This is a genomic window from Saccharibacillus sp. O23, from assembly GCF_002205895.1.
Taxonomy (GTDB): domain Bacteria; phylum Bacillota; class Bacilli; order Paenibacillales; family Paenibacillaceae; genus Saccharibacillus.
Genome location: NZ_NJDE01000014.1, coordinates 176,807 through 200,318, shown reverse-complemented (window position 1 = coordinate 200,318; position 23,512 = coordinate 176,807). Strand labels below are relative to the sequence as shown.

Genomic DNA, 23,512 nt, shown 5'->3' with positions numbered 1-23,512 from the left:
GTTCTGCTGCAGGCGCGCGAGCCGGTCGCGCTCCTGCGCGGCGCGGCGCAGCAGGGCGCCGCGCAGGCGCTGCTGCAGCTGCGATACGCGCTGCTGAAGTTCCCGCCGGTCCGGCACCGCCAGCTCCGCGGCGGCGGTAGGGGTCGCCGCCCGCAGATCGGCGGCGAAATCGGCGATGGTGAAGTCGGTCTCGTGGCCGACGGCCGAGATCACGGGAATCGCCGAATCGTAGATCGCGCGGGCCACGATCTCCTCGTTGAAGGCCCACAGTTCTTCCAGCGAGCCGCCGCCTCGCCCGACGATCAGCACGTCGGCTTCTCCGAGCCGATTCAAGATGCGAATGCCGCGCACGATCGACGCGGCGGCTTCTTTGCCCTGTACGAGCGCCGGGTACAGCATGACCGGAATACCCGGAAAGCGCCGTCCGAGCGTCGTCAGAATATCCCGTACGGCCGCGCCGGTCGGCGACGTAATGACGCCGATCGCGCGAGGCATGGTCGGTATTTTCCGTTTGCCGCCTTCGTCGAACAATCCTTCGGTTTCCAGCTTCTTCTTGAGCTGCTCGTAAGCCAGATACAGGCTGCCGACGCCGTCGGGCTGCATTTGCGTAATGTACAATTGATATTGGCCGTCCCGTTCGAACACGGAGACGCTGCCCTGCGCGATCACCCGCGTACCTTCTCTCGGAATGAACGGCAGCCGCTTGTTATGCGCGGCGAACATGATCGCGCGCACGCGGCTTCCGGCATCTTTGAGCGTGAAATACATATGGCCGCTGGAATGATGCGTAAAGTTCGAGATCTCGCCGCGCACCCACACTTCCGGCAGCAGCGGGTCCGCTTCGAACTTCTGGCGGATATACCGGTTCAGCTCCTGGATCGACAGTATGCGCTGCTCCATCGCAAAGTCCTCCGTTTAGGAAAGGCCGTGCGCGCGCTTGGCGGCAACGAGCGTGTTTTTCATCAGCATGGTGATCGTCATCGGTCCTACGCCGCCCGGAACCGGCGTGATCGGACCCGATACCGCGCTTGCCGATTCGAAATCGACGTCGCCGGCCAGTTTGCCGGTCTCCAGACGGTTGATGCCCACATCGATGACTACCGCGCCCGGCTTGATGTACGAAGCGTCCACGAAGTTGGCGCGGCCGACGGCTACGACCAGAATGTCCGCTTGGCGGGTCAATTCTTTCATGTTCGCCGTACGGGAGTGGCACATCGTAACGGTCGCGTTCTCGCGCTGAAGCAGCAGCGATACCGGTTTGCCGACGATGTTGCTGCGGCCGATGACGACCGCGTGTTTGCCGGACATCTCGATTCCGGTATGCTTGATCAGCTCGATGACGCCGGCCGGCGTGCAAGGCAGCAGGCTGTCGTCGCCGATCACCAGATTGCCGACGTTGACCGGATGGAACCCGTCGACGTCTTTTTCGGGCGAAATCGCGTTGATGATCGCTTTTTCTTCGATATGTCCCGGCAGCGGAAGCTGGACGAGAATGCCGTTGATGTTCTCCTGCTCGTTCAGCTTATGCACCAACGCCAGCAGATCTTCCTGCGACGTGTCGGCTTCCAAACGATGAACTTCGGAGTAGTATCCGAGATCTTCGCAAGCTTTGGCTTTGTTGCGCACATAGACTTGGGAGGCCGGGTCTTCCCCGACGAGCACGACGGCCAGTCCAGGCACGCAGCCTTGCTCGGCAAGGGCTTCGACCTCGGTTTTCAGGTTCTGGCGAATTTCGTCCGATACTTGTTTTCCGCTGATAATTTGGGCTGTCGTCATGATTTTATCTCTCCTTTGGTGGGGGATGTGCGGGGCTCCGGGGAAGATTCGTTTCGGCCGCGTGTTGTAATCGGGAAAATAGATTGGATTTAAACAAGGAATTTTCCCGATTACAAAGGCGGTCACTTCGTTCCTTCACTGAATCTTCCCCTCCGCCAGTTACAATCGTGCGGGGTCGGGCTAAAATCTTTTTTTGGGGTGTGGTTTTGAATCAACCATACCTCGCTTCTATAATCGCTTTTTGCTTGATTTCTATTTCTGGCTGTTCTTACTTCAACTTCTTTTTCAGTTCTTCGACGTCTTGAATCATTTTGCCGAGTACGCCGTTGACGAACTTGCCGGACTCGTCGGTGCCGAAGTGTTTGGACAGTTCGATCGCTTCGTTGACGGCGACTTTGGCCGGGACGTCTTCGGCGAAGATCATTTCGTAAGCGGCCAAGCGAAGGATCTGACGATCCACGCGGGACAAACGGCTGATCTGCCAACCTTTGAGATAGACGCCGAGCAGGTCGTCGATCGCGGATTTGTTCGTCCATACGCCGTTGACCAAGCCGAGCACGTATTCGGCCAAACGGTCGGCGTCTTCCAGCTTCACTTCGCCTTCGTTTTCGTCGCCGGCTTCGGTGATCAGCATCGATACGGCATCGAATGCCGCTACTTCGTTCATTTCCATCTGGTACAAACTTTGTACCGCAAGTTCTCTTCCCAATCTTCTTTTCATGGGTCCCTCCCGCAATCTGTTGTTCTTTTCTTCGTGAATCGCAGTTAATCGTTGTCGCAAAACAAGCAAAAACCTGTGAAACGCTTCTCCCGCACCCGAAAGCTCGAGTTTCCGCGAAAAACGGGCCGGACAGCAGCCGCTATCGGCTGCTCCGCCCTCGCATTCCGGCAAGAAACGCCGCCTGTCTTGCACCGAAGACGGACGGTAAGCAATTCTTCATGTCCGGCGTAAAAACGTCTCACAGGCCTTCGCTGGCTTATCGATGAAACGGCCGCCGCCCGATCAAGGACCGAACGGCGGAAACTTTACTTTTAAACATTGCGGTTCGACTCCGCCCGGTTCCTGCTCCTTCCGTTCTTCCGAATCTTAACGGAACGGTCCCCAGCGGCGAAGCAGCCGCTCGCGGATCTCGTTCCACGGAAGAAGCGGAGCGGAACGCAGGTCTTTGCGTCGTCCGATCCAATAGCCGATCAGCGTGATCGCCGCGACGACGAGCATATGCCAGAATCCGACCAGCAGATACAGCAGGCCGAAGAACAGGCCGAACGCCGTCCAAGTCAAACGTCCTCCGTAAACGGCCCAGACTTCGTTCCATTTCATCGCCGTACCCCCTTATTCCACGCGGCTCTTGAACGCCTGATGATGCGCGACGCCGGCCACGTAGACGGAGACGGACGATACGGGAATGCCCGTAATGTCCTGAACGAATTCTTTGATGCCCCGCTGGATCTCTTCGGTCATGGCGGGAATGGAATGTTCGCCGTCGACGACCGTGCGGATCTGCACTTCCAATCCCGGTTCCGTCATCCGGATCCGCGTACGCGGATCTTTGACGCCCCGTACGCGGGAAGCCGCTTTGAGGCATAGGCTTTCGATCGTTTCGACCGAAATCTGGATGCCGCCGAGATCGGTCCGCTGATCGATCGAATGCAGATGCTCCCGGCTGCGGCGCAGCGAAATATACAGCATGCGCAGACTGATCAGAATCAGAATCGCGGCGATTCCGATCAGAATCGACAGCGTCCGCAAATCGAAGCTGAAGTTGACCGGAATCGAAATCGAACGGCTGAGCAGGAGGATGGCCAATATGCTCAGAATCAGAATCGTGACGCTGTATACGAATAACAGCAAGCGGTCTACAATTTTTGCCACTTACAGCCAAGCCCCCTCCAAACGGTAGTAAACCCCGACTTTGCGGGTCGGGGGTTAGTCAAGAATCGTTATTTCACCCGGGGTACGCCCAATTCCAGCTCGTCGGAACGACTTTCGGTCGTCTTGGCTTTGAACTGCACGTCATGCACATGTACATTGACTTCGATGACCGACAATCCCGTCATCATCTCGATCGAACGTTTGACGTTGCGCTGCACCGCGCCCGCCACTTCGGGCAGACGGGAACCGTACTCCACGATGACGGACACGTCGACCGCCGCTTCGCGTTGGCCTACCTCGACCTTTACGCCTTTGGACAGATTTTTGCGTCCGAGCAGCTCGGCGATTCCGCCGGCGAACCCGCCGCTCATGCCCGCGATGCCTTCGACTTCGATCGTGGCCAAGCCCGCGATCACTTCAATCACTTCGGGCGCGATCTGAATCTCGCCGATCTCCGTTCGTTCGAACTCTGTAGGTAAGCTGCTCATATCGATACCATCCACCTTATGGATTATTTATTCCTTAATATATCATTTGCCGCCGAATGTGACAAACGGCTTCGTCACGTTCAGACTTCGTTTTCTTCAAGGAATTTGATGTCGAAATCGCCGCGCACGAATGTCTCGTGATTCAGCAGACGTTGGTGGAACGGAATCGTGGTCGCGATCCCTTCGACGGCGAACTCGGCCAACGCGCGTTTCATCTTGGCGATCGCTTCGTTTCGCGTCGGAGCCCAGACGATCAATTTCGCGATCATCGAATCGTAGAACGGAGGAATGCTATAGCCTTGATAGGCCGCGCTGTCCACGCGTACGCCCGGTCCGCCCGGAGGCAGGTAGAACGCGATCTTGCCCGGAGCCGGCATGAAGTTGCGGTCCGGATCTTCGGCGTTGATGCGGCATTCGATCGACCAGCCGTTGATCTTCACGTCTTCTTGGGAGAACGACAGCGGATTGCCTTCGGCTACCGAGATCATTTCCTGGATCAGGTCGACGCTCGTTACCATTTCCGTAACCGGATGTTCGACTTGAATGCGGGTGTTCATCTCCATGAAGTAGAAGTTCCCGTCGGGGCCGAGCAGGAATTCGAGCGTGCCCGCTCCGGAATAATTCACGGCATGAGCCGCGCGCACCGCGGCCGCGCCCATCGCTTCGCGAACTTCTTCGGACAATACGGAGCACGGCGCTTCTTCTACCAATTTCTGACGGCGGCGCTGCACCGAGCAATCGCGTTCGCCCAGATGCACGGCGTTGCCGTGTTTGTCGGCGATGATCTGAATTTCGACGTGCTTCATGCCGGTCAAGAATTTCTCCAGATACACGCCCGCATTGCCGAACGCTTTCTCCGCTTCCTGCTGAGCGGCCACGATCTGCTGACGCAGCGTGTCTTCGTCTTCGGCCAGACGGATGCCTTTGCCGCCGCCGCCCGCCGTCGCTTTGATGATGACCGGATATCCGATGCCGCGAGCCAATTCGACCGCCTGCTCCAGATCTTCGACCAGTCCGTCCGAACCCGGGATGACCGGCACGCCGGCGTTCTGCATGGTGGATTTCGCTACGGCTTTGTCGCCCATCTTGGTGATCGCTTCGGGCGAAGGACCGATGAAGGCGATATTGCACGATTCGCAGATCTCCGCGAAGTCGGCATTTTCGGCCAAGAATCCGTAACCCGGATGCACGGCGTCGCATTCGGTCAGCGTCGCCACGCTCATCAGGTTCGTGAAGTTGAGATAGCTGTCTTTCGAAGCCGTGGGCCCGATGCAGTACGCTTCGTCGGCCAAGCGCACGTGCAGCGAATCGCGATCCGCTTCGGAGTAGACCGCGACCGTCGAGATTCCCAGCTCGCGGCACGCACGAATAATCCGCACAGCGATCTCGCCGCGGTTGGCGATCAGAATTTTATTGAACTTTGTCGTTTCCAACTCGATACGTCCTCCTTCCGCTGCCGATTGACTCATTCCGCTCTGACCAAGAACAGCGGCTGTCCGTATTCGACCAATTGACCGTTTTCGGCCAGCACTTCGACGATCTCGCCTTTGACTTCGGCCAGCAGTTCATTCATCAGCTTCATCGCTTCGATGATGCAGACGACGGATTTTTCGTTCACGCGGCTGCCCGCGCTTACATAAGCGTCCGCATCCGGCGACGGGGAAGCATAGAACGTTCCGACCATCGGGGAAACGATTTTATGTAAATTTTCTTCCGAAGCGGAAGCTTGGACCGGAACGGCGGCAGCCGGAACGTTCGCGGCAGGAACGGCCTGAGCTTGCGGCTGCTGTACCAGTACAGGCGTTTGAAGAACCGAAGCGTCGACTCGGCCGCCTTTGCGGATCACGACGCGCGCGCCTTCTTCCTCCAGTTCTAATTCCTGAACCGACGTGCGGTCCAACAGTTCGATCAGTTCTTTGATTTCGCTTATTTTAAACATTCGGGCACGCTCCTTAACATTTTCGGGCTTGTGCAGCTTGGTTCGTGCAGCGTTTCGTAAAACGCAAGGCAAGCCGTTTGACTAACGTTATGTATTATATCACAACATGCCAAAATAAAAAGAGCGGCCTCTCCTGTCGGAGACCGCTCTTTCGGGAAGGCCGAATCCGCCGGTTCGGGCAAGCTTAACGCCGATCCTGCGGGCCGCCTACGAAGGCTTGTTCTTGCGTATCCAAGTTATAAGCCGTGTGAAGAGCCGCGATGATGTCTTTGACTTTCTCGCCCTCGATCACGCAGGACACTTTGATTTCGGACGTGCTGACCATCTTGATGCTGACGCCTTGATCGGAGATGACGCGGAACATCTCCGCCGCTACGCCCGGATGGCTGACCATCCCGGCCCCTACGATCGAAACTTTGACGAGGTCGGATTCGGAAGTCAGTTCGCGGTAAGGCACGCGCTCGCGGTTGCTTTCGATCACGTGCAGCGCCCGTTCGACTTCGGAACCGTTCACCGTGAACGAGAAGTCGGCTTTGCCGTCCTGCGATCCGCTCTGCACGATGATGTCGACATCCACCCGTTCCTTCGCCAGCGCGCCGAATACGCCCGCCAGCACGCCCGGAATGTCGGATACTCCCAGAATGCTGATCCGCGCCACGTTTTTGTCGTAAGCGATCCCGCTTACCACCACTCCCTGTTCCATGCTCGATTCCTCCTCCACTACGGTTCCTTCATTATAATTAAAGCTCGAACGGACGATCAGGCGGACGCTGTTGTGTTTCGCGTATTCCACCGCGCGCGGATGCAGCACGGCGGCGCCGAGATGGGCCAGTTCCAGCATTTCGTCGTACGAGATCGACGGAAGCTTGCGCGCGCATTTGACGATCCGCGGATCGGTCGAGTAGATGCCGTCCACGTCGGTATAGATTTCGCAGGCGTCGGCTTTGATCGCCGCGGCCAACGCGACGGCCGTCGTATCGGAACCGCCCCGGCCCAGCGTCGTGATCTCGCCTTCCGCGCTCATGCCTTGGAATCCGGCCACGATCACGATCTTGCCTTCGTCCAGCGCTTTGAGCACGCGGTCCGGACGAATATTCAGAATCCGCGCGCTGCCGTGGTCGGCTTCGGTCTCGAAGCCCGCCTGCCAGCCCGTGAACGAGATCGCTTCGTGACCGATAGCCTGAATGGCGATCGACAGCAGCGAGATCGAAATCTGCTCGCCCGTCGTCATCAGCATATCCATTTCGCGTGCCGGAAGCTTGTCGCTCAGACGCTTCGCGGAATCGATCAGATCGTCCGTGGTATCCCCCATCGCCGACACGACGACGACGCATTGATGGCCTTCTTCTTTTTTCTCGGCAATGCGTTTGGCAACCCGCTGCATACGCTCGGTATCGCCGACGGAACTGCCGCCGAATTTCATGACGAATAATGACAAAACGTGTTCACTCCCCCGCGTATTTCCGGAGCCGGTCCCCTTTCAACTCTTAATCACAGGTTTACGTTTTCCTGAAATGCACGCGCTTCTGGTGCGATTCAGGAGAACGTATTCCTCCCTTTAGTGTTGACAAGGTACGGGTCCGCGCCCAAGCTCGGACGGCTCCGGTCTATTTTATCGCTTTAAATGAGTATAATACGAAAACGCTTGATGCTTCCATTGTTTTTTCGCTTAATTGTTTACACTTTCCGACGGCGCTTTGCACGAATCGCATGCAAAAAGGCTTTCCGCGCCGAAAAACGGGCGGAAAGCCTGAGAGTCCGAAGCCGCGAGGCGTCCGAAAAATATGCCGAATCCTAAGCGCGGGAAACGTATTTGCCTTCGCGCGTATCGATCAGCAGCACGTCGCCTTCGTTGATGAACAGCGGCACCTGAACGTTGTGGCCCGTTTCGAGCTTCGCGTTTTTGGTTGCGCCGGTCGCCGTGTTGCCTTTGATGCCCGGCTCCGTCTCGACGACTTTCAGCTCGACGCTCGTCGGCAGATTGATGCCGAGGATCTCGCCTTGGTAGCTGATAATATGCACGTTCATGTTTTCGCGCAGGAATTTGAGTTCCCATTCCAGCTGTTCGCTGGTCAGCGAGAATTGGTCGTAAGTCTCGTTGTCCATGAACGTGTGTTCTTGGCCGCTTGCATACAGGTACTGCACGCCGCGGTTTTCGATTTGAGCGCGCGCGATCGTTTCGCCGGCGCGGAACGTGCGTTCAACGGTGTTGCCGTTGCGCAGGTTTTTGAGCTTGGAGCGAACGAACGCCGCGCCTTTGCCCGGTTTAACGTGTTGGAATTCGATTACGGTAAAGATATCGCCGTCCACTTCGACGGTAAGGCCTGTTTTAAAATCGTTGACTGAGATCATGAAGGATCCCTCCTTGGAATGGTTGCGTTGCTGATGTGAATTCTGGATTGCCTTATGCCATCGGCAGAAGGGTCAGTTCTTTGGTCGAAGACGTGATGATCTCGATTCCCGTTTCGGTAATCACGATGTCGTCTTCGATCCGCACTCCGCCGAAGCCCGGAATGTAAATGCCCGGTTCTACGGTGACGACCATGCCCGGCTTCAGGATATCGTCGCTGAGCTTGGACAGACGCGGATTCTCGTGCACTTCCATGCCGAGGCCGTGTCCCGTGCTGTGCCCGTAGTTCTCTCCGTAGCCGTACGACGAGATGATGTCGCGCGTCAACGCGTCGGCTTCGCGGCCGGTCATGCCCGGGCGAATCTTGTCGAGCGCGTTAAGCTGGGCTTCGAGCACGATGCCGTAGACTTCGCGATGCCGGTCGCTGGCTTCGCCGAGCACGACCGTGCGGGTCACGTCGGAGCAGTAGCCGTTAAGCAGCGCGCCGAAGTCGAAGGTAATGAATTCGTTGCCTTGCAGAACGCGGGAGCTGGCTACGCCGTGCGGCAGAGCCGAACGTTCGCCCGAAGCGACGATCGTATCGAACGACGACGAAGTCGCGCCGTTTTCGCGCATGAACATTTCCATCTGCAGGTCAAGCTCGCGTTCGGTGACGCCCGGACGGATCTTCGTCAGAATATGACTGAACGTCCGATCGGCCAGAACCGCCGCTTCGCGCATGATCGCGAGTTCGTGCTCGTCTTTGAAGATGCGCAGACCTTCCACGAGACCCGATACCGGCACCAGTTCCACGCCTTGCAGCGCTTCGCTGTAATTCCGATAGGTCGCAAATGTGACATGTTCCTGCTCGAAACCGAGCTTGGTCGCGGAACCGAGCAGTCCTTTGACCGTCTCCATCACTTTCGGCGCATGCTCGACCACCTTGAAGTCCGCGGCCTGCTGCGGCGCCTGCGTCATATAACGGAAGTCGGTCAGCAGGTAGCTGTCCGTTTCCGTGATCAACACGTATCCGGCAGAACCCGTGAATCCGGTCAGGTAACGCCGATTAATGTCGCTGGCCACAAACATTGCGCCGATGCCTTGAAGAGCCATCGCTTCGCGCAACTTGTTTACACGCTGCTGCATATTTTCTCCTCTTTCCCGGTGAACCTATTCAGTTCGTATTTTCCAGTACCTCAAGCGAAATTACCACAGTACATTCTATCACACGCCCGCCCCCTATGAGAAGCCTTTTTCCGAGCAAGCGTTCATCGGGCTCCGCCCGTCGGTTCGCTGGTATTTGCTTGCAAAATCCGATACAATAAAAAGAAATGTCTCCGGCGGGCATTCGGTATCGCCGCGACCTCGGAGAAGCATTTCACAACTGTTTAGGAAGGTGAAAGTTTTGTCTGAAAAATCCGCTCCCGTCGCCTACGGCGGACAAGCCGTGATCGAAGGCGTCATGTTCGGCGGCAAGCACGTCAACGTTACCGCGGTGCGCCGCAAGAGCGGGGAGATCACTTTTCTCGAAGTGCCCCGCGAAGAAAAAAGCTGGGTACGCTCGCTGCGCAAGATTCCGCTGCTGCGCGGCATCGTCAGTTTGGTCGATTCCAGCGTAAAAGGTTCCAAGCACCTCAACTATTCGTTCGACGCTTACGCGGACGACGAAATGACGCCCGAAGAACGCGAGGAATTGAAAGCGAATAACAAGAAAGGCGAAGCCAAGCTCAGCCTCGGCGCCATCATCGGCGTGACGGCGGCCGCGATCGTCTCCTTCATCGTCGGCAAGGTCGTGTTCACGCTGGTGCCGGTATTCGTCGAACAATTCCTGTTCAAAGGAGCTTTCGCTCATCAGTTCTACCACACCTTGATCGAAGGCGGCATCAAGCTCGTCCTGCTTCTGCTTTATCTCTATTTAATCTCCTTGACCCCGATCGTCAAGCGCCTGTTCCAATATCACGGCGCGGAGCACAAAGTCATCACCGCGTTCGAAGCGGGCGAAGAACTGACGCCGAAGAACGTGCAGAAGTATACGCGCCTGCATTACCGATGCGGCAGCAGCTTCATCATGTTGACCGTCATCATCGGCGTGCTGATCTATTCGCTGTTCACTTGGGATTCGTTGGCCGAACGCGTCATTCAACGCCTGCTTCTTCTGCCGGTCGTCATGGGCGTTTCGTTCGAATTCTTGAAATTCACCAACATGCTGCGCGACGTGCCCGTGCTGCGCTACCTCGGATATCCGGGGCTGTGGCTTCAGCTGCTCACGACCAAAGAACCGACCGACGAACAGGTGGAAGTATCCATTGCCTCGTTCAACCGTATGCGTCAGCTTGATGCCGTATACGAGAAACAAGGCGTTCCCGCTTCGGCGCCGGACGCCATACTCGATCCTCTGGAGGGTTGATGTCTTATGAGAAGACCGGGAATCTTAGGCGTTATCGTCTTGGTGCTTGCCGCGCTCGGAATATTCAGAATGATTACGAATCCGTCCTTGGGATGGCTGATTCCTCTGGGGATCGTCGCCGTCGTCGCCGCTTTGTACTTCCTGCTTCCGAATTCCCGGCGTCCCGGCGGTTTCCGGTCCGGCGGCGGCAAACGGCCGAAGATCAAACCTTCGGCGCGCACGCAGGAGAAGTTGGCCCGCATGTCTTCGTCCGGCGGAACGGCTAAACCTTCCGCTTCGCGCGGAAGCAAACCGGCTCCCGCCGCCAAGAAACGCAAAAATTATCCGTTCCAAGTCATCGAAGGCCGCAAAGGCAAAGACGACGATAATATCCCGAAGTTTCATTAAGTCGGAATCCGCAAGATTCCGGCCGATCACGATCGGATTCACCAAAAAAGAGAAGGCAGCGGGTCGCCCCGCCGCCTTCTCTTTTTTTGTCGTTCGCTTTTGGATACCGGTCGGACTTCAGTCTTTCCAATACTCTTGAAGCACCCCGCGCACTTTGCTGCTCAGCAGGTACTGCGCGCGGAAAAAGATATTGCCGTCCACGCCTTCGCGGTCCAGCGTATAAGCCAGATGGTCGGTCAATTCGGAAGCGCTGCTCCAGCCGGCTTCGGATGTGCCGACCTTGTAAGCCGCTTCGCCGACGTACAGATCGACCTTCGTTCCCGCGACCGCGTCCGCCCACCAATCCACGATCTTTTTGTAGTTGGCTGCCGTGTTGACGTTGCTCCAATAGATCTGCGGCGCGACATAGTCGACCCACTCGTTTTTGATCCAAGTCAGCGCGTCCGCATAAGTCGTATCATAGGCGGTGACGCCCGCGCGCGTATCGGAACCCAATTTGTCGGTCGAAGCGTTGCGCCAGACGCCGAACGGGCTGACGCCGTAGCTGACGGACGGTTTGACGGCATGAATCGATTGTCCGAGCGTTTTGACGAAATCGTTGATGTTCGCCCGGCGCCAATCGCCTTTGCTGCTCAGGCCGCCCGTGTTGTACTGCTTGTAGGTGGCATCGTCGCCGAAAAGTTTCGAAGACGATTCGCCGTACGGGTAGAAATAGTCGTCCAGATGCACGCCGTCGATGTCGTATTTGTTCACGACTTCCATCACGTCGTCGATCACCGACTGCCGCGCGGCCGGAATGCCCGGATTGATATAGAGTTTGCCGTCGAAGTTCACGATCCAATCCGGATGCGCCTTCGCGACATGGTTCGATGCCAATCCGGCCGTCGACGTTCCCGTGCTTGCGCGGAACGGGTTGAACCAAGCATGGAATTCCATGCCCCGTTTATGCGACTCTTCGATCATAAAAGCAAGCGGATCGTAACCCGGATCTTTGCCCTGCGTTCCGGTCAAGACGTTCGACCACGGCACGAGCGACGAAGGATACAGCGCGTCCGCGCTTGGACGCACCTGCACGAATACGGCATTGATGCCGGTTTCCTGAAGCTGGTCCAGCAGGGTCGTAAACTGCGTTTTCTGCTTCGCCGCGTCTTTGCTGGACGGCCAATCGAGACTCGACACGGTCGCGACCCATGCCCCGCGCAGCGCCGTCAGGTTCCCCTGATTGTCCGGTACGCCCGGCGTCGGCACGCCGCCCGATCCGTCCGGCGTGGTCAACGTAATCGTCTGCGCCGCTTGGTTCCACTCTACCGTAAGCCCCAGTCCTTGTCCGACGAAACGCAGAGGAACCATGATTCGTCCGTTCAAGCTGGTGACCGGCGCTTGCAGATCGACCGCGTTGCCGTTGACGTAAGCCGTCATCGAGCCGAGCGGAATCGACAGCAGCGTGCCGCCTTGATTGATCGTGACCACTTTATCCGCTTGCGACCAATTGATCTGCGCTCCCAGATTCTCGCTGACCAGCCGCATCGGCACGAGCGTCGTGCTCGCGACCACGTAAGGATCGGCATCCCCTCGAATTTGCTGCCCGTCCAGATAGATCGAGATGACCGAAGCGGCGCTTGCCCGCGAGGTCCCCCATCCGCTCCATGCCGACAGCAGCAAGATTGCAGCCAGCAGCGCGGTAACACTTTGACGCCATTTCATGTTTGCGAATTCCCTCATTTCTTCTGATTTCGTCCGGCCGCAATCTGCACCTCCTCGGCCTTCTATTTGGTTATACGCTTCCTACCTTCCGATTGTAGCGGTACTTCGCCAAACAAAAAGACATCTGCGCCGCGAGGCCACAGATGTCTTTTCTAATTTTCGCTCGGTCCTTCGCTTTGAATGGCTTGCAGCGTCTCGATCCGTTTCGGATCGCGATTGAAATATTCGACCAGCGACTCGATCCGGGTGATCGAATCCCAACTCAGATGGTGTTCGATGCCTTCCACGTCCGCGTAAATCAGGCTCTCTTCCACCCCGATAATGCGCAAAAATTCTTCCAGCAGTTGGTGCCGATCCACCAAACGCTTTCCGATCTTTTTGCCTTTGCTGGTCAGAATCAACCCGCGATACTTCTCGTAGACCAGATATTCGTCTTTGTCGAGCTTCTGAATCATCTTCGTCACCGAAGAAGGATGAACCTCCAACCCTTCGGCGATATCCGATACCCGGGCGTAACCTTTTTCTTCGATCAGTTGGTAGATGCGCTCCAAATAATCTTCCATACTGGGCGTTGGCATCTGCTTCCCTCTTTTCCTTGAATGAGGCCCGCTGCCGCGGTTCCTCTCGATCATGATCCCCGTACATGAACATTTCGCCTTTGGATCGAGGTACGAAAGCGCCGGACGACACGCGCTGCCGCGCTTCGACTTCGCTGCTCCGATCCTTTTCGATCCAAAAAACGGCTCTTACTATGATACCTTTATTCGTCATCCATTGGCAAGTTTACCGCATAAAAAAAGAGGATAAACCGTTAGACGGTATATCCTCTGCGAGCCGTCAGCGTAAGCAGCAGCATCAAGATCAGCAGCAGCACGATCGTCGCGCCGGGCGCGAAATTCCAGATGCCCGCCACGATCAATCCGACGATCACCGCGATCTCGGCTACGGCGACCGCGAGCACGATCGACATGCGGAAGCTTTTGGCGAGGAACAGGCTGCACGCGACCGGAATGGTCAGCAGCGCCGACACCAGCAAAGCGCCCACGATCTTGATCGCCGTACTGATCACGAGCGCCGCGAGCACCGTAATCAGCATATTGAGCAGTTTGACCGGAAGCCCGCTGACCGCCGCCGCGTCTTCTTCGAACGTGAGCAGGAACAGCTCTTTGTAGAAAAAGACGACGACCGCCACCACCACGACCGTCACGCCGCCTACCAGATACAAGTCGGTCCGTCCGAGCGTGTAAATGCTGCCGAACAAGTAGCTGGTGACGTCCGTATTATAGCCCTGTCCGAGCGTGAACAGGAAAGACGCCATCGCCACGCCGCCGGACATGATCACCGCGATCGATAATTCGGCGTACCCTTTGTAAGCCCGGCGCAGCTTCTCGATCGCGAACGACGAGATGACCGCGAACACCAGACCGACGACAAGCGGATACACGTTGATCAGAAAGCCGAGCGCCACGCCCGCGATCGTCACGTGCGCCAGCGTATCGCCGATCATCGACAAGCGGCGCAGCACGAGAAACATGCCGATCAGCGGCGCCGTCAATCCGATGAGCAGACCGCCGAGCAGAGCGCGCTGAAAAAAGTCGCTGAACAAAATTTCCAAGTTACCGTCTCCTTACCCTTGCTCCGCCGACCCGACGAGCGGGATCGAATGGTTGAGATTCGTTTCTCCGCAGTCGAGATCGTCGTGCGAATGACGCACGAAAAACTTGATCTTGCCGTTCTGCTGCCGAGGTTCCTTGCCCAGATAATCTTCCAAGCGGTCGATGTCGTGCGACACCATCAGGAACGTGATGTTGTGATGCTGATGCATATGCCGGATCAACTCGAAAAAGCCGTCCTGCGTCTCCGCGTCGATCCCGACCGTCGGTTCGTCCAGAATCAGCAGATCCGGCCGGTTGATCATCGCGCGCGCGAGAAATACCCGCTGCTGCTGCCCGCCGGACAGCCGTCCGATCCGTTTGTCCGCGATGTCTTCGATCCGCATGACCTGAAGCGCGTCTTCGAGTTTGGTTTTGGCCTCTTTGCTCAAACGGCGGAACAAGCTTTTGTTGGTGTACAATCCCGAAGTGACCACTTCGCGCACCGTAGCCGGAAACAGCATGTTCAGCGCGTTTTTCTGCGGCACGTAGCCGATGCGTTCCCAATCCCGGAAGCTGCGGATCGATTCGCCGAACAAACGGATTTCTCCGCTCGTCGGCGGCATCAGGCCCACCAGCATCTTGAGCAGCGTCGTTTTGCCGGCTCCGTTGGAACCGACGATCCCGACGAAATCCCGTTCCTTCACGCTGAAGCTGAGGTCTTTCATCACGTGCTGGTCTTTATAGGAAAAGGACACGTCCCGCAATTCGATCATCGGTTGATGGCAATCCATCGCCGGAATGGCAGACATGGCAATCCCTCCTTTTCGTTTCGCTGCGTTAAACTCCCCTTCTTATTGTAAGGCGAGCAGCAGATTTTGCAAATTCTTTTGCATCAGGCTGAAATAATCGTCGCCGTCTTTGGCCTGCTGTTCCGTCAAGCCTTCGACCGGATTCAGCACCAGCGTCTCCACGCCCGCTTCGCCCGCCAGCGTTTTCGCGAGTTTGTCGGACACCAACTCTTCGAAGAAGATGTAGCGGATTCCGTCTTCTTTGACCAGCTTCGCCAGATTCAGCATATCCTGCGCGCGCGGCTCGGAGTCCGGCGACAAGCCCATGATCGCGTGCTGCGTGAGTCCGTAATCGCGAGTCAGATAACCGAAAGCTTGGTGCGAGACGACGATTTCTTTTTTCGATACCTTGGACAGCTTGTCGGTAAAGTCTTGATCCAACTGCTTCAATTTCTCGGCCAGCGCCGCATAACGTTCTTCGTAACCCGCTTTGTGCTCCGGATCGGCTTCGATCAGGCTGTCGCGGATATTGCCTGCCATGATCAGCGCCGATTTGGGACTGACCCACGTATGGGGATCGGTATGTTTGGCGTCGGCAGCGTCATCCGCATGTGCTTCGCCTTCATGATCGTGATCTTCTTCGGCGGCGCCGTGATCGTGACCGTCGTCTTCCGTAGTCGTGATCAGATCGATCCCTTTGCTGACTTCGACCGCTTTGACTTTGGAGTCGGCATCAAGACCTTTAAGAAAATCGGGTACCCAACCTTCGAGCCCGGCCCCGTTGTAGAAAAAGAGCTGCGCTTTGGAAGTGTTCACGATATCTTGGCCGCGAGGCGTCCAATCATGCGGCTCGACGCCGGTCGGGAGCAGATTGATCACGTTGACGTCGTCTCCGCCGATCGCGGACGCGAATTCGTAGATCGGATAGAAGGTCGTGACGACATTCACTTTGCCTTCCACGATGCTGCCGGTTCCGCTGCGTCCGCAGGCGGACAGAACGAGCAGTAAAGCTAACGACAGGAGTACGGTTAAGCGGGCCGCCGCTTGAGTTCTGCGTTTCATGTTTCGGTACACTCCGTTTCTGTTCGGTTTATATAGAGGACTTTTCGTTTAGCATCCTCGTCTTCTACGCTAATCGTAACCTTATCGATTATAGGAGTCCGCTGCGGCCTTGTCAACCTTTTTCGGTATATTTACGATTAGCGAAAACAGCAAAAAGGGACTTCTCCTTAGCGGAGAAATCCCTTTGACGAACAGCGTTATGCAGCAAACGATTACTTCACGATCGCGCCGTTCGGCATCGAATCCGGAACCGTCGCGAGCGTCAGTTGATCCCCGTGCGAAGCCGCCAAGATCATGCCGCGCGATTCTTCGCCGCGCAGCTTGACCGGCTTGAGGTTGATCACGCAGATGACCTTGCGGCCGATCAGTTCTTCCGGCGTATAGAACTTCGCGATGCCCGAGACGACCTGACGCTGCTCGAAGCCCAGATCCAATTGAAGCTTCAGCAGCTTATCGGCTTTTTTGACCGGCTCGCAAGCGATGACCTGCGCCACGCGCAGTTCCACTTTGCCGAAGTCGTCGATGCCGATCTCTTCTTTCGGTTCCGGCGTTTCGACCGCCGCCGATTCGGCTTTCGGCGCTTCTTCCGTTTTGACCGGCGTACCGCCGCTCATCGATTCGACGATATTGGCGACTTCGACTTCCGCGTCCAGACGAGGGAAGATCGGATCGCCTTTTTGCAGCTTGGTTCCCGCCGCGATCACGCCGAAATTCTTGGCGGTCTCCCATTCTCTCCAAGCGGCCGCTTCGTCGCCGGCGATGCCGAGCTGCGTCCAGATCAGCTTCGGCGCGCGGGTCAAGAACGGCTGAAGCAGCAGCGACGCGATCCGCAGGCTTTCGATCAGATGCAGCATGACCGATTCCAATTCCGCTTTGCGGCTTTCGTCTTTGGCGATGACCCACGGTTGGGTCTCGTCGATATATTTGTTCGTGCGGCTGACGAATTGGCTGATCGCCGTCAGAGCGACGGAGAACTCCATGCCGTCCATCGCCTGCTCGACTTTGTCCACAGCCGCAGCCGCCGCTTCTTCCAGCGCCGCGTCGAACGGCGTCACTCGGCCGTTATAAGCCGGTACTTCCCCGCCGACGTATTTGTCGACCATCGCGACGGTACGGTTCAGCAGGTTGCCCAGATCGTTCGCCAGATCGGAATTGATCCGTTCCACGAAGCTCTCCGGCGTGAATTGGCCGTCGGAACCGAACGGCACTTCGCGCAGGACGTAATAGCGCAGCGCGTCGAGACCGTAGCGGTCGATCAGTTTCACCGGATCGATCACGTTGCCTTTGGACTTGGACATTTTGCCTTCGCGGGTCAAGAACCAACCGTGGCCGAACACTTTTTTCGGCAGCGGCAGATCCAGCGCCATCAGCATGATCGGCCAATAGATCGTATGGAACCGCAGAATGTCTTTGCCGACCAGATGCACGTCCGCCGGCCAATATTTTTCGAACAGCGACGGGTCTTGCGATCCGTAACCGAGCGCCGTGATATAGTTCGACAGCGCGTCGATCCACACGTAAACGACGTGCTTCGGATCGCTTTTGACCGGCACGCCCCATTTGAACGTCGTCCGCGATACGGCGAGATCTTCCAGACCCGGCTTGATGAAGTTGTTGACCATCTCGTTCTTGCGCGATTCCGGCTGAATGAATTCCGGATTGTCTTCGTAATATTTCAGCAGACGATCGGCGTATTTGCTCATTTTGAAGAAATAACATTCTTCTTTGACGAGTTCGACCGGGTGTCCGCTCTCCGGACTTTTGCCGCCGATCACTTTATTGTTCCCGTCGCGCACGACGTCGGCCAACTGCGATTCCGTATAATAAGTCTCGTCCGGAATGCTGTACCAACCTTCGTATTCGCCTTTGTAGATATCGCCTTGTTTCAGCAATCGTTCGAAAATGTCTTGAACGACTTTGATATGGCGCTCTTCGGTCGTGCGGATAAAGTCGTCGTACGAAATATCCAGCTTATCCCACAGGCTGCGAATGCCTTCGACGATTCCGTCGATGAATTGAATGGGCGTCTGGCCCGCTTCGGCCGCTTTCTGCTCGATCTTCTGGCCGTGTTCGTCCGTTCCGGTCAAGAAACGCACATCGTAACCACGAAGCCGCTTATAGCGGGACATCGCGTCGGCCGCCACCGTCGTGTACGTATGTCCGATATGCAGCTTGCCGCTCGGATAGTAGATCGGCGTCGTGATATAAAAAGTTTTGTTGTCCGTCATGCTCTCTTCTCTCCTCGTAAAAATATTCGTCGGAGCGGAAAACATCAAAAAGACTCCCGCCCCATTAACCAATGGGACGAGAGCCGTAAGCTCGCGCGGTACCACCCACATTCCCTTCGTTCTCGCGAATCGAAGGCTCTGCCGGTCACATTCGACCGTCCATTAACGCTGGAACACGCTTCGCGTTCACCCTCCGCGGATCGATAACCCGAACGAGCCGTCCTGTTTCCAGAACGCGTATCGACGGGGCCGACCGCATCGCGGCTTGCGCAAAGTTCCTCCCGGACCATATTCGAAGGTTTTTCCAGACCGGTTCGCAGCATCTATCCCGGTTCTCTGAGACTGGTACTTCCTTCTACTCTTCCGTTCTTCGGACTGTTGATTTAATATCGGATCGCAATCGCTAGATTGCCTACAGAAAATATACAGAAAAAAAGCCCGCAGTGTCAAGCCGATTACCCTTGCGTGCCGCGAACCTCCGGCGATTCTTCTTCAAGTCCGCGCTTCCCTTTTCGCTCCGCGCGCGGAGGAACCGGATCGTAGCCGCCCGCGTGCAGCGGGTGACATTTGGCGATCCGTTTGGCCGCAAGCCAAGTCCCTTTGGCCGCGCCGTGCACTTCGATCGCTTCTAACGCGTAAGCCGAGCAGGTCGGCACGAACCGGCAGCTCGGCGGCGTCAGCGGCGAAATGAACTTGCGATAAAAGCGGATCGGTCCTTGAACGGTGCGCCGCGCGATTTTCATCGCGTTTCACGCTTTCCCGCGCCCGATTTGACGGGTTCGTTCGCCGCTTCTTCGCGGCAATCTTTGCAGTAGCCGAACACTTCGAATTTGTGCTTCACGACTTGGAAGTCGTCCGGCGATTCCGTCAACTGCATCGGGCAGAACGTAATCGGATACGTTTTCTCGCACTGCAAACAGATCATATGATGATGGTGATGGTCTTCGCTGCAATGCAGCTTGAACTTCACGCCTTCTTCGAACACGATCTGCTCCAACACGCCCAACTCCTGCATCACGCGCAAATTGCGGTATACCGTATCGAAGCTGAGCCCTTTGTATTTTTGTCCCATATAGTCATAAACGTCTTTGGCGGACAGATAGCCGGGCGCTTCGGCGAACAATTTCGCCAGCGTCTTGCGCTGGTCGGTAATCCGCAGTCCCTGCTCCGCCATGATCTCGATAATGCGTTCCATCGAAAGCATCGGTCAAACCTCGCCTCCTGCCGTGTCCGGCTTATTCCTTGAAAGCATCGCTTATTCGTAATGCCCTTCATTAATAATGCCCCAAAACGAACGTAGAGTCAATGAAACGCATATGCGCCGCTCGCGAACGGCAAGAACCCGGTTTCTGCGAACGAAACCGGGTTCTTGTTGACATGCCTGACGTTATTGTTTGCGTGCCGGCATCTGCGTGAACAGCAGATTGACGGACAGGTTGCTGCCCGGAGCCGGAGTGAATTCGAGATCGACGCTTTCGGACGTATTGCCCGTACGGTAGATCACGCCCGCTTCGCTCGACGTGTTCAATCCCGCGCCGACCAAGCCCATGCTCTGCGCGGACAATTCCACGAGCTGACCGTTTACCACGATCCAGCCCAAGTATTTGCCGCCGCGGCCGTTAAACGTGATCAGCGTGTTCGGAGCGACGCTTTCCAGATGAATCTTGTACAGAACGCCGAAGTTGCCCGCATTCGATTCTACCGTATTGAACGGCGCATCGGTACCGGTGAGGTTCGGGTCGCTGCTGTTATCGCCCAGAACCAACTTGCTCGGCGTCGAGCCGCCGATCGGTTCGAACACTTGGAAGATCTTCGTCGCCAGCGGATACGTTCCGCGGTTGTGCACGCCGTCGCGCGCAACGACCGGCAGATTCTTCGCTTCTTGGATCGGGTCCAGGCTCGGATCGATCATCAACGTGCTGTAAGTGATCGGTTGGGAAGAGTTCACGTCGGCAATCAGCGAGATGACCGTTTCGTTCGCCATCGGGATCGCGTTCAGCTCGGTCAGAATAATTTTGCTTTCGCCCGGCTGGAGCGTTACCGTCGATTTTTTGCTGCCGTCCATCACGGCTTGATGGTAACGCTGCACGGATACTTTGCCGGCAGCCATCGCGAACGGACTCGGTCCGCCGAAGCCGCTGTCCAACGTTTCGATCGTCGTCGGCGTGGCATTGTTATTCGTAGCCACGACGTACATCGTTACTTTTTGTTTCGTGTAGTTCGCATGGTGAATCATGAAACGGACTTTGCCGGATAACGTATCTTCGTACAGTTTGCCGGTGTTGTAGACCGACTCCGGACTGTTGCTGCGATACAAGGTCACGTCTTCCATCGTATCCAAATGCTCGATCTTGTGCATCGGAGGCACCGATCCACCGTCGAACAGGAATTTGCTGCCGACCGGAACGAACAATTGGTTATATTCGTCCTGCGTATACAGCATTTCGTCCGTGATCGTGATGGTCTTGGAAACGGTGGCTTTGGCGCCGTCCGCGTCCGTTACCGTCAACGTGATCGTTTGAGGACCCGGCGTGAAGTAAGCGCCCTTCTGGTTTTCCCATACGCGGCTGTTCGCTTCCGGCAGCACGCCGTCCGGATCGTAACTCTGATCGGTATAAGTGATCGGTTCGCCCATCCGGTACGTTTCTTTGTCCGTCGTGAACTGCGCGACCGGCGGAACGTTCGGCGCTTCTACCGTGATGGTCTGGGTGTACGGATCGCTCCATTGCCCTTTGGAATCTTGAACGGAGTACGAGACCGTGTAGACTCCAGGATCGGTAAACACGTCCTGACGCCCTTCCCAACGCTCGTCGACGATCTCGTAACCGCTAGGCGATTCGGATTTGGTGTTATAGGTTACCATCGTTTCGCCGGCGATGATTTTTTTCGGTTCCACGGTGAAAGAAGCAACCGGTTTCGAAGAAATCGTCAGCGTAATGGTTTTGGCTTTGTAATCGATCGTATACGGGATGCCGAGCGCTTGCGTGATCGAAGTCAGCGGCACCATAAACGTATTTTTTTGCTGGAACGAAGCGCCTTTCATTTTGGTCGGCACGCCGTTGACCGTATAAGTGTCGGTACCGAGTTTGAAACGCAGCTCGTCGCTGCCTTTGCTGATGACGGTCTCTTTGGTTTTGGCGTCGTATGTAAGTTTGAGGCCTACACGATCGACGAACGAACGGACCGCGATATACGAAACGCCGTTCTTGGCCGTCATCGGCTGCGCAGCCGTATAGGTCTGACCTTTCTGATACATTTTATCTCCGTTAATTACCAAAATCAGCTTGTCGTTGCCTTCCGTAGCGGCCGCGAAGTCGATCGCAGGCGTCGCGGACGGATTAGCGGCAGGCGTATTCGTCGTCGGATTTTTCGTCGGCGTTTGGTTCGGATTCTGAACCGGAGTGGACGGCGGCGTTTCGATTACCGGATCCGTCGATCCGTCGGTCTGCATCTCCCCGTCAGCCGGCTGCTCGTCGACCGGAGGCTGCTGCGTGTCCGTCGGAGCATTCGCGTCCGCCGGCTGCCCTTCGGCCGGAACCTCCGTTTCGTCTTGCGGCGCTTGTTCTCCTTGCACGGATTTAACCTCCGTCGTCGTACCCGGAGTCGCGGTATTGGCAGTTTGAGATTTCGTGGTTTCGGCAGCGGTCTGCGTTTGCGCTGCAGCCGCCGTTTTATCGCTCGACGTCACCGACGCGGCCGATGCCGAAGGCAGTACGGCTGCGGCTTGCACGACAACGAGTAGAGCGATGATCGTGATTTTCTTCAGATTCATTTCATGACTCCCTTTATAGCTGAATTTGGTCCTTCTCTCGCTAGTTCCTTGACCCCTTAGAGGTTCGTTTACGTTCATCGAAAACCCGCTTGAACCGTACGAGTTTTCGATGAACGTAAACCTTAAATTTAGTGGGGCAAGGTATTAAGCACATAGGGTTAGACGCTAAAGTTTCGTAAAAGTTTCTGCGAATTATAAAAAAACGGCCTTCCTTATGTAAGGAACAGCCGCCTACTTTAACCTGCATTAATCATCAAATAATAAATATTTACAAATTAAGCAGTTTGAATTTTAGGTTTAATGCCTGAAAAAGATCATACGGTTTGCATTCTGCGTCCTTCTTCGATCAGTCTGTAAGCGCGCTGTACTTGATCTTCGGTGGGCGAAGGTACGCCTTCCAACGGATATTCCCGGCCGAGTTCCTTCCATTTATAAATGCCCATTTGATGATAAGGAAGAATTTCGAATTTTTCGACGCCGTTCAGCGTGCCGATAAATTTGCCGAGGTCTCGCAGATTATTTTCGTCTTCGTGAATGCCGGGTACGAATACATGGCGAATCCACATTTTTTTGCCGTGATCCGACAACCATTTGGCCGTGCGCAGCGTTTGCTCGTTGCTGACCCCGGTCAATACTTTATGCTTGTCGTTGTCGATATGTTTGATGTCCAGCAGAACCAGGTCGGTTACGTCCAGCAGATACTCCAATTTCTCCGCGTTGTTGAATCCGTTGCTGTCCAAAGTAGTATGCAGATTCCAACGTTTTTTCGCTTCGCTGAAAACCTCCGCCACGAAGCCTGCTTGCAACGTAGGTTCTCCGCCCGAGATGGTCAACCCGCCGCCGGAAGAACGATAATAGTTGAGATAAGGTTCGATCTCGGCCAATACTTCGTCCACGGTCATTTCTTGGCCGCCGTCGAAGTTCCAAGTATCCGGGTTGTGGCAGTATTGGCATTTCATTAAACAGCCTTGCATAAACAGTACGAAGCGAATCCCCGGGCCGTCTACCGTCCCGAATGTTTCCAGTGAATGCACGCGTCCTTTGTGACTCATTCGTTGTCACCCTTTCAATAATAACGGCGCTCACTTCCCGCGAGCGCCGTAAGTTTGATTGTGAATGAACAGGTAGCCGGCCCGAAGATCTTGAAGCTTCGGCCTGATGCCC

The 23,512-nt window shown here is 56.1% G+C and carries 23 protein-coding genes; 2 read left to right on the top strand and 21 right to left on the bottom strand.

Annotated features, from left to right (window positions below; translation table 11 throughout):
- The 11 genes from xseA to CDO73_RS17885 all read right to left on the bottom strand — a co-directional run.
- The coding region (gene xseA, locus CDO73_RS17935) for an exodeoxyribonuclease VII large subunit (protein ID WP_088489904.1) at nucleotides 1-900 on the bottom strand (900 nt) is incomplete at its 3' end.
- Between the two features lie 15 nt (nucleotides 901-915).
- The gene (gene folD / locus CDO73_RS17930; RefSeq protein ID WP_088489903.1) at nucleotides 916-1,776 is read right to left on the bottom strand and encodes a bifunctional methylenetetrahydrofolate dehydrogenase/methenyltetrahydrofolate cyclohydrolase FolD; all 861 of its coding nucleotides are present in this window, start codon (nucleotides 1,774-1,776) and stop codon (nucleotides 916-918) included.
- Between the two features lie 268 nt (nucleotides 1,777-2,044).
- On the bottom strand, nucleotides 2,045-2,497 hold the full coding sequence (nusB, locus tag CDO73_RS17925) for a transcription antitermination factor NusB (protein WP_088489902.1): 453 nt from the start codon (nucleotides 2,495-2,497) through the stop codon (nucleotides 2,045-2,047).
- Between the two features lie 366 nt (nucleotides 2,498-2,863).
- Nucleotides 2,864-3,097 carry a DUF2273 domain-containing protein gene (locus CDO73_RS17920; RefSeq protein WP_088489901.1) on the bottom strand — a complete coding sequence of 78 codons (234 nt, stop codon included), beginning with the start codon at nucleotides 3,095-3,097 and terminating at the stop codon, nucleotides 2,864-2,866.
- 12 nt (nucleotides 3,098-3,109) lie between these two features.
- A complete protein-coding gene (amaP, locus tag CDO73_RS17915) occupies nucleotides 3,110-3,649 on the bottom strand; it encodes an alkaline shock response membrane anchor protein AmaP (protein ID WP_088489900.1) in 540 nt (179 codons plus the stop codon).
- Nucleotides 3,650-3,717: 68 nt separating this feature from the next.
- Nucleotides 3,718-4,137, bottom strand: coding sequence for an Asp23/Gls24 family envelope stress response protein (locus tag CDO73_RS17910; RefSeq protein WP_088489899.1), 420 nt, complete (start codon nucleotides 4,135-4,137; stop codon nucleotides 3,718-3,720).
- An 80-nt stretch (nucleotides 4,138-4,217) separates the two neighbouring features.
- Nucleotides 4,218-5,606: an acetyl-CoA carboxylase biotin carboxylase subunit gene (accC, locus tag CDO73_RS17905; protein ID WP_088489898.1), complete on the bottom strand. Its 1,389-nt coding sequence runs from the start codon at nucleotides 5,604-5,606 to the stop codon at nucleotides 4,218-4,220.
- Nucleotides 5,603-6,076, bottom strand: coding sequence for an acetyl-CoA carboxylase biotin carboxyl carrier protein (accB, locus tag CDO73_RS17900; RefSeq protein WP_088489897.1), 474 nt, complete (start codon nucleotides 6,074-6,076; stop codon nucleotides 5,603-5,605). The genes accC and accB overlap by 4 nt, the downstream gene beginning before the upstream one ends.
- 184 nt (nucleotides 6,077-6,260) lie before the next feature.
- Nucleotides 6,261-7,514, bottom strand: a complete 1,254-nt coding sequence (locus CDO73_RS17895; protein WP_088489896.1) for an aspartate kinase — start codon at nucleotides 7,512-7,514, stop codon at nucleotides 6,261-6,263.
- A gap of 356 nt (nucleotides 7,515-7,870) precedes the next feature.
- Nucleotides 7,871-8,428 carry an elongation factor P gene (gene efp, locus CDO73_RS17890; RefSeq protein ID WP_088489895.1) on the bottom strand — a complete coding sequence of 186 codons (558 nt, stop codon included), beginning with the start codon at nucleotides 8,426-8,428 and terminating at the stop codon, nucleotides 7,871-7,873.
- 52 nt (nucleotides 8,429-8,480) lie between these two features.
- Entirely contained in the window at nucleotides 8,481-9,551 is a 1,071-nt protein-coding gene (locus tag CDO73_RS17885; protein WP_088489894.1) for a M24 family metallopeptidase, read from the bottom strand.
- Nucleotides 9,552-9,810: 259 nt separating this feature from the next.
- On the opposite strand from CDO73_RS17885, the gene CDO73_RS17880 reads away from it, so the two are divergent.
- Nucleotides 9,811-10,812 (top strand): DUF1385 domain-containing protein, encoded by a 1,002-nt coding sequence (locus tag CDO73_RS17880; protein ID WP_088489893.1) that lies wholly within the window; start codon nucleotides 9,811-9,813, stop codon nucleotides 10,810-10,812.
- Between the two features lie 6 nt (nucleotides 10,813-10,818).
- Nucleotides 10,819-11,199 carry a hypothetical protein gene (locus tag CDO73_RS17875; RefSeq protein WP_088489892.1) on the top strand — a complete coding sequence of 127 codons (381 nt, stop codon included), beginning with the start codon at nucleotides 10,819-10,821 and terminating at the stop codon, nucleotides 11,197-11,199.
- A 117-nt stretch (nucleotides 11,200-11,316) separates the two neighbouring features.
- Here CDO73_RS17875 and CDO73_RS17870 read toward each other — a convergent pair whose 3' ends face one another.
- The 10 genes from CDO73_RS17870 to pflA form a co-directional block, all read right to left on the bottom strand.
- Nucleotides 11,317-12,903, bottom strand: a complete 1,587-nt coding sequence (locus tag CDO73_RS17870; RefSeq protein WP_088489891.1) for a family 10 glycosylhydrolase — start codon at nucleotides 12,901-12,903, stop codon at nucleotides 11,317-11,319.
- A 152-nt stretch (nucleotides 12,904-13,055) separates the two neighbouring features.
- Complete coding sequence (gene mntR, locus CDO73_RS17865; RefSeq protein WP_088489890.1) at nucleotides 13,056-13,481, bottom strand: transcriptional regulator MntR; 426 nt, start codon at nucleotides 13,479-13,481, stop codon at nucleotides 13,056-13,058.
- Nucleotides 13,482-13,714: 233 nt separating this feature from the next.
- Nucleotides 13,715-14,518 carry a metal ABC transporter permease gene (locus tag CDO73_RS17860; protein WP_087796959.1) on the bottom strand — a complete coding sequence of 268 codons (804 nt, stop codon included), beginning with the start codon at nucleotides 14,516-14,518 and terminating at the stop codon, nucleotides 13,715-13,717.
- A 12-nt stretch (nucleotides 14,519-14,530) separates the two neighbouring features.
- On the bottom strand, nucleotides 14,531-15,307 hold the full coding sequence (locus tag CDO73_RS17855; RefSeq protein WP_088489889.1) for a metal ABC transporter ATP-binding protein: 777 nt from the start codon (nucleotides 15,305-15,307) through the stop codon (nucleotides 14,531-14,533).
- Nucleotides 15,308-15,349: 42 nt separating this feature from the next.
- Entirely contained in the window at nucleotides 15,350-16,348 is a 999-nt protein-coding gene (locus tag CDO73_RS17850; protein WP_088489888.1) for a metal ABC transporter substrate-binding protein, read from the bottom strand.
- A gap of 212 nt (nucleotides 16,349-16,560) precedes the next feature.
- On the bottom strand, nucleotides 16,561-18,621 hold the full coding sequence (gene metG, locus CDO73_RS17845) for a methionine--tRNA ligase (RefSeq protein ID WP_088489887.1): 2,061 nt from the start codon (nucleotides 18,619-18,621) through the stop codon (nucleotides 16,561-16,563).
- A 410-nt stretch (nucleotides 18,622-19,031) separates the two neighbouring features.
- Complete coding sequence (gene yidD, locus CDO73_RS17840; RefSeq protein WP_088489886.1) at nucleotides 19,032-19,319, bottom strand: membrane protein insertion efficiency factor YidD; 288 nt, start codon at nucleotides 19,317-19,319, stop codon at nucleotides 19,032-19,034.
- A complete protein-coding gene (locus CDO73_RS17835) occupies nucleotides 19,316-19,780 on the bottom strand; it encodes a Fur family transcriptional regulator (RefSeq protein ID WP_088489885.1) in 465 nt (154 codons plus the stop codon). The genes yidD and CDO73_RS17835 overlap by 4 nt, the downstream gene beginning before the upstream one ends.
- 183 nt (nucleotides 19,781-19,963) lie before the next feature.
- Nucleotides 19,964-22,348: a stalk domain-containing protein gene (locus CDO73_RS17830; protein ID WP_088489884.1), complete on the bottom strand. Its 2,385-nt coding sequence runs from the start codon at nucleotides 22,346-22,348 to the stop codon at nucleotides 19,964-19,966.
- A gap of 314 nt (nucleotides 22,349-22,662) precedes the next feature.
- Nucleotides 22,663-23,400, bottom strand: coding sequence for a pyruvate formate-lyase-activating protein (gene pflA, locus CDO73_RS17825; RefSeq protein ID WP_088489883.1), 738 nt, complete (start codon nucleotides 23,398-23,400; stop codon nucleotides 22,663-22,665).
- Nucleotides 23,401-23,512 lie beyond the last annotated feature (112 nt).